Source organism: uncultured Dokdonia sp. (assembly GCF_947492815.1).
In the GTDB taxonomy this organism is placed as follows: Bacteria; Bacteroidota; Bacteroidia; order Flavobacteriales; family Flavobacteriaceae; genus Dokdonia.
In genome coordinates this window covers 184,703-202,616 of the sequence record NZ_CANLOB010000001.1, presented here as the reverse complement: position 1 = coordinate 202,616, position 17,914 = coordinate 184,703, and the positions used below count along the sequence as shown (strand labels likewise).

The 17,914-nt window shown below is 35.6% G+C and carries 12 protein-coding genes; 8 read left to right on the top strand and 4 right to left on the bottom strand.

The window, feature by feature from the left end; translation table 11 throughout:
- Window positions 1–10: 10 nt before the first annotated feature.
- Entirely contained in the window at window positions 11–691 is a 681-nt protein-coding gene (locus tag Q1A01_RS01025) for a phosphoribosyltransferase family protein (RefSeq protein ID WP_299674614.1), read from the bottom strand.
- Window positions 692–745: 54 nt separating this feature from the next.
- On the opposite strand from Q1A01_RS01025, the gene Q1A01_RS01020 reads away from it, so the two are divergent.
- The 4 genes from Q1A01_RS01020 (at window position 746) to Q1A01_RS01005 (ending at window position 9,330) form a co-directional block, all read left to right on the top strand.
- The gene (locus Q1A01_RS01020) at window positions 746–1,627 is read left to right on the top strand and encodes a hypothetical protein (RefSeq protein WP_299674611.1); all 882 of its coding nucleotides are present in this window, start codon (window positions 746–748) and stop codon (window positions 1,625–1,627) included.
- A gap of 207 nt (window positions 1,628–1,834) precedes the next feature.
- Window positions 1,835–3,370: a glycine--tRNA ligase gene (locus Q1A01_RS01015; protein ID WP_299674608.1), complete on the top strand. Its 1,536-nt coding sequence runs from the start codon at window positions 1,835–1,837 to the stop codon at window positions 3,368–3,370.
- A 133-nt stretch (window positions 3,371–3,503) separates the two neighbouring features.
- A complete protein-coding gene (locus Q1A01_RS01010; RefSeq protein ID WP_299674605.1) occupies window positions 3,504–6,176 on the top strand; it encodes a T9SS type A sorting domain-containing protein in 2,673 nt (890 codons plus the stop codon).
- Window positions 6,177–6,378: 202 nt separating this feature from the next.
- Window positions 6,379–9,330, top strand: a complete 2,952-nt coding sequence (locus tag Q1A01_RS01005) for a GEVED domain-containing protein (RefSeq protein ID WP_299674602.1) — start codon at window positions 6,379–6,381, stop codon at window positions 9,328–9,330.
- A 236-nt stretch (window positions 9,331–9,566) separates the two neighbouring features.
- Here Q1A01_RS01005 and Q1A01_RS01000 read toward each other — a convergent pair whose 3' ends face one another.
- Together Q1A01_RS01000 and Q1A01_RS00995 are read right to left on the bottom strand one after the other, a co-directional pair.
- Complete coding sequence (locus tag Q1A01_RS01000) at window positions 9,567–9,914, bottom strand: hypothetical protein (RefSeq protein WP_299674599.1); 348 nt, start codon at window positions 9,912–9,914, stop codon at window positions 9,567–9,569.
- 37 nt (window positions 9,915–9,951) lie between these two features.
- The gene (locus Q1A01_RS00995) at window positions 9,952–13,389 is read right to left on the bottom strand and encodes a hypothetical protein (protein ID WP_299674596.1); all 3,438 of its coding nucleotides are present in this window, start codon (window positions 13,387–13,389) and stop codon (window positions 9,952–9,954) included.
- 252 nt (window positions 13,390–13,641) lie between these two features.
- Between Q1A01_RS00995 and Q1A01_RS00990 the strand changes: the two genes are divergently transcribed.
- Genes Q1A01_RS00990 through Q1A01_RS00975 form a run of 4 tightly spaced genes read left to right on the top strand, consistent with a single transcriptional unit; the run spans window position 13,642 to window position 16,939 of the window.
- On the top strand, window positions 13,642–14,406 hold the full coding sequence (locus Q1A01_RS00990; protein ID WP_299674593.1) for an exodeoxyribonuclease III: 765 nt from the start codon (window positions 13,642–13,644) through the stop codon (window positions 14,404–14,406).
- 39 nt (window positions 14,407–14,445) lie between these two features.
- Window positions 14,446–15,429 (top strand): OmpA family protein, encoded by a 984-nt coding sequence (locus Q1A01_RS00985; RefSeq protein ID WP_299675583.1) that lies wholly within the window; start codon window positions 14,446–14,448, stop codon window positions 15,427–15,429.
- A gap of 19 nt (window positions 15,430–15,448) precedes the next feature.
- A complete protein-coding gene (locus Q1A01_RS00980; protein WP_299674590.1) occupies window positions 15,449–15,859 on the top strand; it encodes a hypothetical protein in 411 nt (136 codons plus the stop codon).
- A gap of 45 nt (window positions 15,860–15,904) precedes the next feature.
- On the top strand, window positions 15,905–16,939 hold the full coding sequence (locus Q1A01_RS00975) for an aldo/keto reductase (protein WP_299674587.1): 1,035 nt from the start codon (window positions 15,905–15,907) through the stop codon (window positions 16,937–16,939).
- A gap of 195 nt (window positions 16,940–17,134) precedes the next feature.
- Here the strand turns inward: Q1A01_RS00975 and Q1A01_RS00970 are convergent, their stop codons facing one another.
- Window positions 17,135–17,893: a T9SS type A sorting domain-containing protein gene (locus Q1A01_RS00970; protein WP_299674584.1), complete on the bottom strand. Its 759-nt coding sequence runs from the start codon at window positions 17,891–17,893 to the stop codon at window positions 17,135–17,137.
- Between the last annotated feature and the right edge of the window lie 21 nt (window positions 17,894–17,914).

The following is a 17,914-nucleotide window of genomic DNA, read 5'->3' as shown; positions in this document are numbered from 1 at the left end:
AACGAAATACTTATTGCGCTATTGCCATGGTTGCAATACTTAACTTTATTTTAGGAATCTTGAGTAATTGTAATGCACATGCCTCTAAGGTGGCTCCAGTAGTAAGAATATCATCTACTAATAAGATGTGTTTTCCTTCAAGAGATTGGTCTTCTGTAATTGAAAAAGCATCTAATATTTCATCACTTCTAGAAAAACGACCTTTAAAAACTTGTGTCTTGGTATTTTTAGATTTTATTAAAACATCATCAATATGTGAAGCATCGAGATGTTTAGCTAGTGTATTTGCAAATCCAGAAACTTGATTATATCCTCGTTTTTTTCTTTTTTTAGGGTGTATAGGTACAGGAATGACAGCATCTACAGTTTGATAAGTAGATAATTGTGATAACTCATGACCTAACCAATCACCTAAAAAAGAACTTATCTCTTCTTTACCATTATATTTTAAATTATGTAATAATGCCTGAACAGGACCTTTTTTCTCAAAATAGAGCAATGCAGTTGCTTGCTCTAGCATAATACGCCCGTAGAATACTTTTTGAACAACCCTGTCGTTATACAAATGAAACTGAGTAAGTGGTAAGTGATGCCTACATTGCGTGCAAATCATATATTCTGAAGCTTGTAAACTTTCAGAACACGCATGACAAGCTTTTGGAAATAAAAAATACCGTAATGATTGCAACATGCATTTGTTATTTTTTTTCTAATTTAACCACTTTTCAAGGAATAAAGAATTTCTATGGGTACTAAAAGTACTAAAAACACACTTCTTATACTTACGATACTACTTTGTGTGGTTGTTGTGAGCTTGGGAGCATACACTATAAAGGTGCATGGTGAGATGCAAGAAAATGAGTCGCGACTCAAAGAAGAAAAAGCACTTATAGCAGAAGAACTTAAAGAAGAAATAAAGAAGTATAATGATATTCTGACAGAAAAAAATATCCTTTCCAATGAACTTTCTGATGCCAAAGAAAGCTTAGAAGCACTACAAAAGCGTTTAGATAGTAATGAGATAACACAATCTATAGTAAGAGCATATAGAATAGAACTCAATAAGATGCGCCGTGAGCGCGAACTATTATTTAAACAAAATGATAGTCTACTTAATGAAACCGAACGATTAGCAAAACTCCAAGCAGAAACCCAAGATGCTTTAGAAAAAGCAACTAAAGCGCAAAGCACATTAGAAAATGATAAAAGAGTGCTTGAAGAAAAATTAAGTTTAGGGGCTCAGATTACAGCAAATAATCTCATAGTGAGGGGCGTTATACAACGTAATAGCGGTAAGTTTTTGAATACTTCCAGAGCAAATCGAGCAAAGATGGTACGTATTTGTTACGAAATAAATGAAAATAAATTAGCAAAACCAGGAGATCTTCAGTTTTTTGTGCAAGTATTCAACAGCGATGGTAAAATGATAGGAATCCCTAGAGAAGAAAAACTTTCTAATGGAAAGAATATTCTTTTTAATTCCCGTACCACGATACCTTATCGTAATAAGCCTTTTAATGTGTGTGAATTAGTACTTCCCGTTCAAACTTTTGAAAAAGGAATCTATACTGTAAACGTACTTCATGAAGACAGACTTCTATTAACTTCCGAGTTGGAGTTAAAATAACATACCTTCTATTTCTTCAAAAGAAGCGGTATTCCTATTTTTGCGATCTTAATTATAAGATGTTACCTATGTAACAATTTATATAGAGGTATACGCTTTCGCGAAAGCGAACCCTTGAGATTCACAACCATGAGAAGAGTGAAGCAATAAAGCGTATAAAGAAATAAAACAATAAAGCAACAGCATAAAGTAAATAACATATAGGTTATGGCGAAGCAAGAAGATAAATTCAAGAAAGTAATCTCCCACGCAAAAGAATATGGATATATTTTTGGAAGCAGTGAAATTTATGACGGACTAAGTGCCGTATATGATTATGGCCAAAATGGAGCAGAGCTTAAGAAAAATATACGAGAGTACTGGTGGAAGAGTATGGTGCAAATGCATCAGAACATTGTGGGATTAGATGCCGCTATCTTTATGCATCCTACTACTTGGAAAGCTTCTGGTCACGTAGACGCATTTAGTGACCCTCTTATAGATAATAAAGATTCAAAAAAGAGATACAGAGCAGATGTTCTAGTAGAGGATTATGCCGAAAAGCTAAACATAAAAGCTGAAAAAGAAATTGCAAAAGCAGCAAAGCGTTTTGGAGAAAGCTTTGACCGTGATCAATATGAAACAACAAATCCTCGTGTAGTGGGATATCGTCAAAAACAAAAAGACGCTACTGCTAGACTTGCAAGATTGTTGGAAGATGAAGACTTGGCTGGTGTAAAAACTCTTATCGAAGAGTTAGAAATTGCATGTCCAGAATCTGGATCTAAAAACTGGACAGATGTACGTCAATTTAACCTGATGTTTGGAACAAAACTAGGGGCTTCTGCCGAAACAGCAACAGATCTGTACTTACGTCCAGAAACAGCACAAGGTATTTTTGTAAACTTCTTGAATGTTCAAAAAACAGGAAGAATGAAAATCCCATTTGGAATTGCTCAAACAGGAAAAGCTTTTAGAAATGAGATTGTAGCAAGACAGTTTATTTTCCGTATGCGAGAATTCGAACAAATGGAAATGCAATTTTTTGTACGTCCAGGAGAAGAAATGAAATGGTATGAATACTGGAAAGAAACACGTTTAAACTGGCATAAGTCATTAGGACTTGGAGAAGAAAATTACCGTTTTCATGATCATGAGAAATTAGCTTTTTACGCAAATGCAGCTACAGATATAGAATTTAATTTTCCATTTGGATTTAAAGAATTAGAAGGGATACATTCTCGTACTAATCATGATTTAAGTGCTCATGAAAAACATTCAGGGAAGAAGTTACAATTCTTTGATCCAGAACTTAATGAAAGCTATGTTCCTTATGTGGTTGAGACTTCTATTGGTCTTGATCGTATGTTTTTAGCAGTATTTTCTACGGCATTGCAAGATGAGGTATTAGAAGATGGATCTTCAAGAGTTGTTTTAAAATTACCTTCTATACTTGCTCCAGTGAAAGCTGCTATCTTACCACTTGTCAAAAAAGATGGATTACCAGAAATTGCACAACAAATCATAGATGATTTAAAATTTGATTTTAGTGTAATTTATGACGAAAAAGATGCTATAGGTCGTCGTTATCGTCGCCAAGATGCTGCTGGAACACCATTTTGTATTACTATAGATCATGATACAATCAAAACTAAAACAGTGACGATACGTCATCGTGATTCTATGAAACAAGAACGAATAGCTATAGAGGGTATTAAAGGAATTATTGAACAGCAAGTGAGTTTTAAGAACTGGATTTCATAGTGCTATTTACTATGCGTACATAGTTAAAACGAGTAATTGTGTGTCTTTTTGTGTTGTAGTTAGCGAGATTTTAAGTAAATTTAGCAACTTTTTAACAAAAATTTTATACTAATTAGACAAAAAACTACGCACGATGAGTAAGTTCATGAAACTAGTGGTAGTTGCATTATTAGCCTTTGGCTTTAATGCTACCGCTCAAGAAAAATTCCCAGCAGGAAGCAAGGGAACATTACCAGCACCTATACTAGTTCCTAGTATTGCAGACCAGATTAAGAATGGTACTGTAAAGTATGCTGACAATACACCACAACTAGGCCACCCTAAAGGGAGAGCAGGAAATAATGTTGTGCCAGGTAAGGGTATGCCAGAAGGACCAGATCCTTTAATAGAGCTACAGCGTAACGCTGTACAGACTCCAATGAGAGCTCCAAACCTTATTTTTACAGCAGATATTTCTCAAGCAACACCATCTGATCCAACAGGAGCGGCAGGTGTAAACCAATATATGGCTGCTTGGAATAGTGCATTTAGAATTTTTGATAAAGATGGAAACCCTGAAACAGCAGAACTTGCTTTAGGAACTATCTTTCCAGGAAACAATATTGGAGATCCAATTATCTTTTTTGATGCTGAAGCAGACAATGGAGATGGAGAGCCAAGAGGGCGTTTTGTAATCACTGAGTTTGATAACAATCCTAATGGATTTAACGTAGCAGTATCTACAGGTCCTGATGCAATGCAATCTGCATGGCACGTATATACTACAGGTTTTGGTACAGGAGCTTTTCCTGATTATACTAAATTCTCTGTATGGGGAGATTCTTATATTGTAACTGCAAACGTAAACAATGGAGCAAACGGAGATAGAGTATTTGCTGTAGAGCGTAACGAAATGTTACAAGGTAACCCAGCACAGTTTGTAGGATTCCCATTACCTGGAATTGCTACAAACGGTTTCTATAGCCCACAAGGTTTCCATATCACAGATGCAAACCACCCAGCTCCAGGAACACCAGCACCTATTATTTATATGCAAGATGATGCATGGGCTGGAGTTGCTGAAGATCACTTACAAATTTGGGAAGCTACAATTGATTGGGCAAACCCAGCAAACCACAGTATCGTATCTGCTCAAGAAATAGGTCCTGCAGAGGGTCTAGTACCATTCGTATCTGTATTTGACGGAGGAAGTTTCTCTAACAGACCACAACCAGGAGGTCCAGATCTAGATGTATTACAAGCTACTGTAATGAATCAAGTTCAATATAGAAGATTTGCAGGTCATAACTCTGTTGTATTAAATTTTGTAATTAATACAGAAGCAGATTCAGGAGGAGAATTAGCAGGTGTTCGTTGGTATGAATTAAGACAGCCAACAGGTGGTGACGCTGAAGATTGGGAGATTTTCCAACAAGGTACATACAATGCACCAGATGGTAGAGATGCATATTCTGCGAGTATGGTAATGAATACAGAAGGAGATATTGCTATGGCATATTCATCTTCATCTGCTACAGATCAAATTTCTATACGCTATACAGGTCGTCAGAGTGATGATGCATTAAACGTAATGACATCTGCAGAAGAGCTTATCGCTCAAAGTACTGCTGCAAACCCTTCTAACAGATTTGCAGATTATGTACAACTTACTATTGACCCAGTAGATGATACTTTCTGGCATATTGCAGAATACTTCGAGCCATCACGTCGTGATGTAGTTGCAAACTTTGAATTACTTGAGCCAATGCCAGATGATATTGGGGTTTCAAGTATCGATAGCCCTACAGGAGGTGTTCTTACAAATGCAGAAGATATTACAGTTTCTATAAGAAACTTTGGTAATAATGATATAGATAACCCTATGGTGAGTTACTCTGTAGATGGAGTTGAGATAGCAACAGAAATGTTCTCTGGAACAATTACTGCTGGAACAACAGAATCTTTCACTTTTGCAGCTCAAGCTGACTTAGGAGTAGATGGTCAAACATATGAAATTTTTGCTACGACACTTCTTGCAGATGATTCTAATACAAACAATGATTCTAGTACTGTGATGGTAACTAACGCAGTTGAATTATGTGAGCCAGTATCTGATTGTGCTGGATTTAATGATGGTGTAACATTATTACAATTAGCAGATCAAGACCTTGTTGTAAACTGTGGTGCTACAGGTTATAGTGATGATCGTGATATCATATTTACTTTTGATCCTGATGGTCCTGGTTCTATAGATGGTGTTTTGCAAATGGGATTCAATGATTCTATTTTTGCTATCTGGATTGATGTGAATGATAATGGTATATTCGAATCAGGAGAAGTTGTTGCAACTGAGCAAGTAGCTACAGCAGATACTGACTTTGCATTCTCATTAGATATCTCAGCATTTACTGTTGCTGAATTATTAGGAGAGCATACAATGCGTGTAAGAGGGGAAGATGAAAGTACTGCTGGAGATGTATTAGATCCTTGTGATGATTTACAATTTGGTAGAACAAATGATTATACAGCATTCTTTGATCCTGCATTAAATGTAGAGGAGCAAGCATTTGAAGGATCAGATTTAGTGATCTCTACAAATGATAATCAATTATTTGATATCACTTTAAATACAGGATTTGAAGGAAAAGCTTCTATCAATGTATTTAACTTATTAGGACAGCAAGTTGTTTATAATAACCTTGACAAAGAAGGAAACCAGTTTAACTACAACTTAGACATGTCTTACGCTGCTAAAGGAGTTTATATCGTTCAGTTTAATACACTTGACGGTGGATCTACAATTAGCAAAAAGATTATTGTAAAATAAGCATAGCTTACATACACTCATAGTAAAAGCCTTGTCATCCTGACAAGGCTTTTTTTTATCAATTATCTTCAAAACAAGATGTTATGATACGCAATTAATTGATGAATATTTAATCAAATCGTAATACTTTTAACTTTTTCTTTAGAAAAGTCTTTTTTTTTCGATACTTTTATCGTTTATAAATCCTATTAAATAATATAACATGATTAAAAAACTAAAAGTGGCAGCTTTTGCACTATTAGCCTTTGGCTTTACTGCAACAGCTCAACAAGACGACCAGGGTGGTAGTTTAGAGTATGTAGGACAAGCAGCATCTATGCGAGTTGTTCCTTCAATGGCTTCTAGATCTTCTACATTAATCCCTGCCGACCCTCCAAGCGGAGAACCTAAAGATGGTAGATACATCAGAGGTGTAAAATCAAACGTTGTTCCAGGTAAAGGATCTCAAGTAAGTTATGAGCAAGTAGTATCTAGTACAAATAGATTAGATAAAACAATTAACTTAAATAGATCTCTAGAAAGTGATTTTGTTGTAAATAACACCGTAAATTCACCTTCAGATCCAGCACTAGCTGTAGGACCTGATCACGTATTTATTGTATACAATACAGGATATATCATTTATGATAAAGATGGAAATGATCTTACAGGACCGTTAAACGTAAATAATATTTTTACGGCAGGAGGTTGTTGTGATTTAACTGCTTCTTATGATAGCGAAGCTGAAAGATGGGTGCTTTCGTATTTATTTGTTGGTGCTGGAGTAGAGATTGCAGTCTCTGATGGTCCAGATCCAATAACTGCAAACTGGACATTATATTCTTTCCCTCAAATATCAGATTATAACAAATTATCAATATGGCGTGATGGATACTATATTACTGATAACGGACCAATGGACGTTTGGGTAATTGATAGAGATGCTGCATTAGCTGCAGATCCTGGTGCAAATATTCAAGGATTTGTTGTAAATGGTATTAACTCTCCTAATGGAGGATTTACAAGTGCTCAAGTAGCAAATGTTACTGATGATGTGATGCCTACTACAGGAGGAGCTCCTCTTGTATACATGAGAGATGATGGTTTTCAAGGTGTAACTGAAGATGAGGTTTGGATTTGGACACTAGATGTAGATTTTGATACGCCAGCAAACTCAACAGTTTCTGCACCAGAAGAATTTCCTGCGTTACCATTTAACAATGTATTTGATGGAGGTGCTTTTGCAAACTTAACACAACCAGGAGGTGGTTCTGATATTGATGCACTTCAGTCAACAATTATGAACCAAATGCAGTTTAGAAAATTTGCATCTCATAATTCATTAATCTTCAATTTTGTAGTAGACGTAGATGATACAGCGGGTGAGCTTGCAGCAATTCGTTGGTATGAATTCCGTCAAGCAACAGATGGTGGTGCTTGGACAATGGAACAAGAAGGTACGTACATGGGACCAGATGGAAAACATGCATGGATGGGTAGTATGGCTATGGATAACCAAGGAAATATCGGAATGGGATATTCTTCTATGGCAGGTCCTACAACACCAAACCCAACCGATAATAGAGTAGGAGCTTTCTATACAGGACGTTTTGCTTCTGATCCAGCAGGAACAATGAGTATTGACGAAGTTGAAATAGCTATCGGAACTCAAAATGTAGCTGGAATTAGATTTGGAGATTATGCAAAATTAGATGTAGATCCAAGTAATGATAAAGAATTCTGGTTTATTACAGAGTATGCAAATACAAACCACGTAGCAAAATTCCAGATTCAGTCTGACTTTGATAATGATATAGGAGTAATTAGCATTGATACTCCATTAGATGGTGATTTAGCTGCACCACAAGATGTAACAGTAACGATCTTTAATTTCGGTTTAGCAGATGCTTCTGGATTTGATGTTACCTATTCAATTGATGGAACAACAGTTGTAACTGATGCTTTCCCAGGAACAATAGCTAGTGGAACAAGTGCACAACATACGTTTACAGTACAAGGAGATTTTTCTGTAGTAGGTCAAACATATGAAGTTGTAGCAGCTACAGTGTATGCCGCAGATGAATTTAATGAAAATGATGCTACAACAAGAAACGTAACACACCTTAATCCTGACGATGTAGGAGCTGTTAGTGTAACTGCAACAATCTCTGATGCATCACAAGTAACTATTGAAATTCAAAACTTTGGTACTGCAACACAAACATCTATTCCAGTATTTTATACATTAGATGGTGGAGCACCAGTTCAGGAAACATATACAGGATCTCTAGCTTTTGGAGCGACAGATACGTATACATTTACAGCAACAGAAGACCTTTCTGCATTAGGAGATTATGTGTTTGTTGCAGGAACTGAACTTGCAGGAGATTCTGACGAAACTAATGATGATACAACAGCTACTGTTACTAACATGGTTTGTGAACCAGAATCTAATTGTGCAGGATTTGATGATGGGGTAACACAAATTATGTTAGCTGATCAAGATATTTCCACAAACTGTGGTACTTCACCAGCTGGTTATAGTGATGATACTGATATTATTTTCAATTTTGTACTTGACGAAAACCCATTTGAAGGTGTATTACAAGTAGGATTTGACGATTCTACCTTTGCCATTTGGATTGATTTTAATGATAATAACGCTTTTGAAGCAGATGAGTTAGTTGTTACAGATTTAGTAGCAACTGCTGCAACTGATTTCGCATTTACTGTAGATTTCTCTACAGTTGCTGCAGACGTTACTCCTGGAATGCACAGAATGAGACTTAGAGGAGAAGATGATGATCAAGGAGGAGATCTTTTAGATCCTTGTGATGATTTAGTATTTGGAAGAACTAACGATTACACAGCTAATATTAGTGGTACTTTAGGAACTGAAGATGAGTTATTTGCTGCTACAGATTTACAAGTACACTCTTTAGGAAATGATCAATTTGAAGTGGTGTTTAATAATGCATCAAGCTTCTCTGAAAAACTTCCTATCTCAGTATACAATACATTAGGACAAACATTAGCATACTACACAGTTGATAATAACGGTGGTGGTTACACGAAAACAATAGATATGTCTTACGTGTCTAATGGAGTTTATTTTGTAAAAGTTGGTAACGCCGATTTAAATAAAGTAAAAAGAATTATAGTAGGAGCTAACTAAATCTAGATCTTATTAATATTTTTAAAAAGGGTGAAAGTATAGCTTTCACCCTTTTCTTATGCAATTCATTTAAATGAGATGCTTCAATGATATAGTAGGTATTTACTTTACACGCTTTCGCGAAAGCGTACCAAGAATCATTCGTAATGTGTATAAATAAAATAGGTCTAACTCAGAAGCCCTGAATTAAACCTATTATAAGATGATACTAATCCCTTAAAGGAACAGAGTTGTTGTTACTTTTTTGCTGATCGCATTTCTTCTATAGAGACAGGGTTTGCTTTAGGGCAACGATTCATCATACGTAAACCTCTAAATTTAAAATAAACAGCCATTCCGTCTTTTTTATAACCATCTTCTAAGTTTATAGGATCATAATGTAAACCATCTTTCAATCTGATGGTGTACTCACAGTCGTCTTTTTCTTTAGAATATACAATAACTCCAGCAGTATATCCTGTTGGGTCAAATTTTTCTTCTGCTACTTTTTCTTCAATGTTATCTTTTGCCACTTCTTTGGTGTTTTTACAGGAAGTAAAGCATAGTAATGCTGCAGTTCCCAATAATAGTAATGTAGTTTTCATAATGGTTTGATTTTAAAAATTAAAGATCGTGAAAATTTTAGAATAAAGCTTTTAGCTGAATATTACCCGTGTGTATGGTTCTAGAATCTTCACTTTTTCTACCAAAATAGGAGATGTTTAAATCTAAGAATTTAGTCAATCTCTTTTGAGCAATTAGATTCCACGTAAAATTGGTTCCCGGTTGCAAGCCTTCTAATATCTGAAAGGCTACTGGGCTAAATGCACTTCCTTCAAATTGATTGTCTATATAATTAAATTCTCCCATAAGAGATAGCTTCTCACCATCTGCTATTGCAAAAGAAGTGCCAAAACTATTTTGTTGCAGGGCTTCCAATCCTCCATTCGTGTTTTTTTTGTCTTGAAAAGTATAGAATAATGAAACTCGTGAAGTTTTGCTTATGAGGTATGAAATCTTAGGATTAGCATTGATATTATCAATACTGAAGTTTCTAGTTGGGAAATTTTCAGCAACACTTCTTGTGGTGCCTGTTTCTCCTTTAAAATTAAAAAGCCAACTCTCTTGTATCTTGTGTAAAAAATTTATTTGATGGGTTTCTAATTCATTATCCTGAAGTCCAGTAGAAAGTAAATTAGTAGATTTATTAGAAATATAGCTATATGTGGTAGTGTAGTTTTGTTTTCCTCGATTAAAGGAGAGTGCATTACGGAAATTCAATCCTAATCCTATTTCGTTCTCATCCTCCTCAAAAGGATTGATTGTAAAGCTTTCTCCTTCACGCAAAGCTCTTCGGTCTATACTATAGTTGGTTTGGTTGTAAAAACGCGATAGAAACTTCTTGAGGCCTTTTTGGCCATTCCATTGCTGGGGATTCATAGTTAACTGACTACTTAACTTATTTTGATGTGTTTGTAAGAAAATTTGATTAGGTAATAATACACGTATAAAATCGGCTTGATCTTGAAATTGTGCAAGATCAAACTCCTCTAATTGCTGAATTCCATCGCCATTAAAATCATTCCAGGTATGTGTTCCTTGACCTTCATCTACCGCAATAAATGTAAACTCTTGCTGTGGTTGTGTACCGCTATTGGTTTCAAAAACCGTATTGAGTCTAATAATGTCTTTTGCAAAACGTTGATCGTACAGTAATCTAGAGTTTAATGAATTCTGGGTTTCTATGTCGGTGTCTTCAAATGCTAAGGTTCTATAGTTTAAAAAAAGCGACAGATTCGTTTTTTTGTTTTTTAGTAATTGGGATTTTAAAAAATAAGTATTAGAGGTATTGACGCGTTGTATATTATTAGTACGTAAACTATCATTCACACGATAGCGATATCCTGCCTCTACATATACATTTGTACTATCACCTACTCCTACAAAACCTTCATATAGTTGAAATCGCTGACTATCGGGAGTAATAGAATCATTTGCTTTTGTTGTTCTCACATTATCTTCCGTATAAAATTTACCGCCTACCCAAGCTTTTTTAAGATCATATACTGCGCTACTATATAACTTAGAGAAATTAGACGTTACATTTAAGTCATTTGTATTTAAGACACTCCCATTGATCGCTCCTTTTACTTTTTTAGAATTAATAATACTCGCAACAGAGTGTCTTGTTCCTGAATAGGCAGTATTAAAATCTAGGTTCTCAAAACTATATATGATAGACCCTATCTTGGCGTTTTCATATTTTAAACCTGTTGTTAGAAAACTTTGATCTCCAGTAATAATAAGTCCGTTTCCATTAGTGTTTTGAAGTCCTGTGTCTATATTCCAATCACGGTTAAATTCTACATTGTAAAGTCCTTCTACATTGGTAAAACTTTCTTGAATATAATCCCATTTTCCAAAAGCTTCTAATGTAGCGGTACTGTCTTTTTTAAATAATTGCTGTGTTGCTTTGAGATGTGTAGCAAATGCATTGTTATCATCATCATCGAGGTTAGAAAAAAGATTTAGATCATTTTTACTCCCTGCTGCCTCAAAAGAAATAGCTGTTTTTTCTGAAGGAGTATAGCTTCCATTAACAATGGCAAGTTGTAATAAGGTAGGCGCAAAAAGTCTAATTTGAGGCGCAAAAGTACCTTGTGGTATTCCGTCAATAGGTGCCACATATTCAAAAGTACGACGTAATGTATTGGTGGTGCTTAAAATATAATCCCCTTGATTAGGCCCTACATTTGTAAATCGGACATTGAATAATTCCTCTTCGGGATCGGTGCTAAATTCAAATACTTCAACACCATTTACAGTAATTTGACGATACAATACTTTATTGTCACTAAAGGTATCTGGCACGGCACTTTGCGCTACCATTTGATTGGGGTCATCTCCAGCATTTGCAAGTACAGCCACTTGATCTTCACTTAGGGTCTGCTGTAAAGGTTGGTTTTTAGCGTCAGATTCAGAATATACTTGTGCAGCAATTTTAAAGGTATCGCTTTCGCGAAAACTACCACCTCCATACGCCACAAAACGTGTAAAATTACGTTCGCTAAACTGATAGTCTACCGTAATACGCATCTCGCTAGTAATTGGAAATGTGGAGTTAAAACGAATCTCACCCGCATTATAATCAATGATATAATCTTTTGCTTCGCCACGTTCTAGAAGAATTCCATTTACATATACAGCTTCACTGCCAGAAACAATCAACACAAAAAGTTCCCCGTTTGGACCTGTAAGTTTATAAGGCCCTTGGTTTCCTTCCTGTCCTGTAAATACACTCGTATTAAAAACACCTCTTACTAAAGCACCAGTTGCAAATAAACTCGTTTTACTGTCTTCAGAATGATTAATATCTCCTCGTAAAGACAGTCCTTGTATTTTTTTAGTAAACCGACCATAATACGATTCTGTGTCCTGAAGATTAATGTCTCCTGCGCGAATGTTCCAATTGTCACTAAAAAGTTCAATAAATATTTGATCAAACTCATCTAGGTTTTGAGAAAATCCACCTTCTTGACTAGGAATATTTGCATCTTGGATAGAGGCTCGTAAGGTAACTTTATCACTTAGTTTTCCACTTAATTGTAGATCTAATTCAGAATTTACAGTACTATTTTGATTGCTTCCTACGGTGACACCTCGCACGATACTACCACTTGTATTTAATCCATTAAATGGTGTAAATCCTTTTCGTTTTTTTTGATTACGTAAATTGGTAAGACGATCTAAGTTTCCAGAGCTAGTAACGATACGTTTCGGATCAAATTGAACATATTTACGAGTGAGAAAGTTGGGATACACTCTGTAGGTAATCACTAAAGTGTCTGTTGGGATGGCTTCTTTCGCTTTAAGCGAAAGTAAACTATTAGCATAATCAATCGTGTATTTTGTGCTATCAAGTATCGCGCCTTCTCGGGTTTCTATTTTGAATAATGAAGGGTTGATGCTAACCGAATCTAGTTGTATCGTATCTCGTAACGGAATTCTTTTGGTGCGTACTTCTTGGGCTACGAGTGTAGCTGTGCATAAGAAGAAAAACAAAAAGTAAAGATTCCGCATTATAACTAGAACTCTCTTGGGTTAAAAATATTTTGTAGCTATTAGAAATCAAAGGTAAACTTTATAGCCTTTTTAACTTCTTATGTGTACTACTTTTATAAATTAGCATTTTAACATTTTTATACGACTATAAAATGAACATTAATATATTTTAATATGTAAAGAGTTAGAATTTTTAATGTGAGAACGCAGTGGTTACACACGTTCTCAATTTTATAAGCATTATATAAATAACTATTAAAATTTAAACGTGTGAAAATTATTTCTTACAATGTAAATGGTATCCGAGCAGCACTTCGTAAAGGGTTTGATACTTGGCTACAAGCTACAGATCCAGATGTAGTACTGCTTCAAGAAACAAAAGCAACTGTAGACCAGGTTGATGTGGCTGTTTTTGAAGCATTAGGATATCACCACTATTGGTTTAGTGCACAGAAAAAAGGGTATAGTGGAGTGGCTGTTTTAACAAAGCAAAAGCCCAATCATGTCGAGTATGGTACAGGCATTGAGTCTATGGATTTTGAAGGTCGTAACATCCGAGTAGACTTTGATGACGTATCTGTAATGAGTTTATATCTTCCATCAGGAACTAATAGTGCTAGGCTAGAGCATAAGTTAGAATATATGGATTTATTTCAATCCTATATCACTGATTTAACCAAAGAATACCCTAACCTTGTGATAGGAGGTGATTATAATATTTGTCATGAAGCTATAGATATACACGACCCAATACGCAATAAAAATACAAGTGGATTCCTTCCTGTAGAACGAGAATGGATTGGTAATTTTATGGAAAGCGGCTTTATAGATTCTTTCCGTCACTTAAATAAAGAACCTGATAATTATACGTGGTGGAGTTATCGTGCCAATGCTAGAGCAAATAATAAAGGATGGCGTATCGATTACAATATGGTAAGCACTCCTTTAAAAGATAAAATTGCACGTGCTGTTATTTTAAAAGATGCTATGCATAGTGATCACTGCCCACATATGGTTGAATTATCACTTCCTTAAATCAAAATAATAATAACCCAAAAATTGAGAATACCTATGATGATGAAGAAAGTCCTACTCTTATGCCTAGCAGGAATTACCCTAAGTTCTTGTGTTTCAAAAAAAGTTTTTGAAGACCTTGAGTCAAAATACGCACGACTTCGTAAAGAAAATCGCAATTTGTCAAGTGATCTCGCTTCCGCGAAAAAAGACTTAGCAAAAATGACTAGTGATTACGAAGTGGCATCTAAAGACTTAGAGACTACTAAATCTTCTTTGGCTGATTTTAAGAGTAAATACGAAGGTACTAAAGCCAGTCTGGAGAGTCTTCAAGCATCATATGATGCATTAGAAGCAAACAGTAGTGCGAGTATTGCGGCAAACTCAAAGAAAAACAGAGAATTGCTTGCAGAGTTAGAGGTGAAGCAAGCCGCTCTTGCTGCAAATAAAGAAGCTTTGGAAACAGAGCGCAAACGACTAGAACAGTTGGAGAAAGATCTTGCCGATCGTTCCAATCGTATTGATGAATTAGAAGCTGTAATTGCAGCAAAAGATGCAAATCTTCGCAACTTAAAAGATGCGATATCAAAAGCACTTACTGACTTTGAAGGAAAAGGACTCACGGTAGAGCAAAGAGATGGAAAAGTGTATGTGTCTTTAGAAAACAAACTTCTTTTTGATAGTGGTAGCTGGACCGTAGGAGCCAATGGAAAAACAGCAGTAAAACAATTAGGAAATGTTTTAGGAGATAATCCTGACATTGCAGTATTGATTGAAGGACATACAGATAATGTACCTTATGGAGGATCTGGAAACCTAAAAGGAAATTGGGACCTATCTGCAAAAAGAGCCACAGCTATTGTCAATATATTACGAGAAAATAAAAGTATAGATCCAAAAAACTTAACGGCAGCAGGTCGTGGAGAATATGCGCCCGTAGCTCCTAATGATACTGCCGAAAACAAAGCGAAAAACAGACGTATTGAAGTGATTTTAACACCAAAACTTGATGAAGTCACTGCGTTATTACAGGATATAGATTAAGTGATTAAATAATGAGACAATGAAAGAATATAAGGATTTGACCATTAAGGAGTTCCTGCGTATTCTTTTTTATAGCCTTATCGCACTGGTATGTGTGTCTTTATTAGTTTTTTTATTATTAATAAATACAATGGGAAATCATTTTGTTGAGCGCGAATTTTCGTCTAAAGTTTGGAAAAAAGATGAAAATAAGCGAGTAGAAATGATAGATGATCTTATAAGTAAAAAAGTAATAGATGATTTACCAGCATGGCAGATGATTACTCTTCTAGGTATGCCAGACGAAGACTGTTATTTTTATCAATCAGGTCACGATATGATCTATTATTTAGGACCAGAGAGAAGTTATTTTAGCATAGATAGTGAGTTTTTGCTAATCTGGTTAAATGATGATAATTTTGTAGAAAAATATGAAATAGTGCTAGATTAAATAATCTAGTTATAATTAAAAAACCGTTGCTGCGGAAATAGAAAAATGAAATATACCCACTTACCAAACACAGACATTAAAGTCTCAAAAATATGCCTAGGTTCTATGACTTGGGGAGAACAAAATACCGAAGCCGAAGGGCATGCACAATTAGACTATGCCATATCACAAGGTGTTAATTTTATTGATACGGCAGAGCTATACAGTGTGCCTAATGCACGAGCAGAAACCTATGGAAGTACAGAGCGTATCATAGGAAGTTGGCTAAAGAAAACAGGAAAGCGCGATCAAGTTGTGATTGCTTCTAAAATTGCAGGGCCCGCCGAGTTTACAAAACACATCCGTACTGGTGGATTTGCAAAACATGAATTGGAAGATGCCGTTAATAAAAGTTTAGAGCGCCTCGGAACAGATTATATTGATTTGTATCAGTTGCATTGGCCAGAACGACCGACTAACTTTTTTGGTCAATTGGGATATACGCATAACGCTGATGATGCTTGGGAAGATAATTTTGCTCAAATCCTAGAAGATTTGGACGGCTTAATAAAAGCTGGGAAAATTAGAAATATCGGACTCTCTAATGAAACACCTTATGGATTATCAAGATATCAAGAAGAAGCGCGTAAAGGAGCTCCTAAAATGATTACAGTACAGAATCCGTATAGTTTATTAAACAGAAAAGACGAGGTAGGACTTACGGAGATTATGCATAGAGAAGAAGTAGGGCATTTACCATATTCTCCTCTTGGTTTTGGACAGTTAACGGGAAAGTATCTAGATGGATATCCTCCAAATGCGAGAGTTACCTTATTCCCTAATTATGCGAGATATCATAATGAAAACTCATTTGAAGCAACCAGACGTTATAAAGCTATTGCAGATGCTCATGGATTAAGTTTGACGCAAATGTCGCTTGCTTTTGTAAACACACGTCCTTTTGTAACGGCAAATATTATAGGAGCCACTTCGGTAGAACAACTTACTGAAAATATTGGCAGTATCGATGTTGAGTTATCTGAAGAGGTTTTAAAAGCAATAGAAGAAGTACATGCAGCGATTCCTAATCCTGCGCCTTAAGTAAACTACTTCGGGACAAGCCCACGAGGCATTTATACGAAACTGAATTTTAATTTCGATACAGGCCTCGGGATATTTAACCCTTTGGCGGTGCCAATAAAATAGTAAATGGTATTATACGCTTTCGCGAAAGCGTATTTAGAAGCCTTCATAGTGTACATGCTATGAAGGCTTTTTAATTTTGGTATATATTGATTACGATTTTATAAATCGAAATATGCCTCTATTCGAAGGTGTCATCACAATAGAATAATACGTTCCCATTGCTAATGGAGCAATATCCATTCTTAAAAGATCTGTATTTGTTATTCGTTCTTCCATGACGAGCTCTCCAATAAAATTATAGGTGCGTATAGTGATTTCTTGTTGGAAGCTTCCTAGTGAAACATCAATGATTTCTGAAGCAGGGTTTGGGTATGCAGAGATAATCATTAAATCTAAATCGTCTGTAGCTAAAAACTCATCAGAGATACTTACGTTAAATACAAAATCTACTACTTGTCCAAATTCACCACCATTTTCAAAGGCAAATCCTCCTGGATAGGGATTATTAATATCTACTAGTAGGTTTACGGTTACCCCAGGGATTTGAAATGTAAATACATCGCCATTTGAAATAGGGAATGCTTCTGCGAGATTGATGCGTAGGCTTTCTCCAGCAGCACCAAAATTCATCGTTGGAAATTCTTGTGTGTAAATAGGGTTTCCAGATACCGTTGCGCCTTCAAAAATCTCTAGAGTTCTTGCTTGTTGTGTACCACCACTACCTGTGATGAATTCAACATATTCTAAGAAGCCATCACACTCTGCAGTGAATGATTGTGCCCAGTCAAAATTGTTTTGAGGATCAAACGACCCTACGTCATTTCCGAATGTACATTGCGCCTGTATTGAGGAAGGCATAAAAGCAATAAAGAATAGGAAAAGGTAAGTTGAAATGTAGTTTTTTATCATGATATGTGTGTTATTGTCTTG

Coding starts and splice junctions, on each gene's coding strand:
- Q1A01_RS01000 (WP_299674599.1), bottom strand. CDS start 9,914: ATGAAAACTACATTACTATTATTGGGAACTGCAGCATTACTATGCTTT.
- Q1A01_RS01020 (WP_299674611.1), top strand. CDS start 746: ATGGGTACTAAAAGTACTAAAAACACACTTCTTATACTTACGATACTA.
- Q1A01_RS00995 (WP_299674596.1), bottom strand. CDS start 13,389: ATGCGGAATCTTTACTTTTTGTTTTTCTTCTTATGCACAGCTACACTC.
- Q1A01_RS00970 (WP_299674584.1), bottom strand. CDS start 17,893: ATGATAAAAAACTACATTTCAACTTACCTTTTCCTATTCTTTATTGCT.
- Q1A01_RS00980 (WP_299674590.1), top strand. CDS start 15,449: ATGAAAGAATATAAGGATTTGACCATTAAGGAGTTCCTGCGTATTCTT.
- Q1A01_RS01015 (WP_299674608.1), top strand. CDS start 1,835: ATGGCGAAGCAAGAAGATAAATTCAAGAAAGTAATCTCCCACGCAAAA.
- Q1A01_RS01010 (WP_299674605.1), top strand. CDS start 3,504: ATGAGTAAGTTCATGAAACTAGTGGTAGTTGCATTATTAGCCTTTGGC.
- Q1A01_RS01025 (WP_299674614.1), bottom strand. CDS start 691: ATGTTGCAATCATTACGGTATTTTTTATTTCCAAAAGCTTGTCATGCG.
- Q1A01_RS01005 (WP_299674602.1), top strand. CDS start 6,379: ATGATTAAAAAACTAAAAGTGGCAGCTTTTGCACTATTAGCCTTTGGC.
- Q1A01_RS00985 (WP_299675583.1), top strand. CDS start 14,446: ATGATGAAGAAAGTCCTACTCTTATGCCTAGCAGGAATTACCCTAAGT.
- Q1A01_RS00975 (WP_299674587.1), top strand. CDS start 15,905: ATGAAATATACCCACTTACCAAACACAGACATTAAAGTCTCAAAAATA.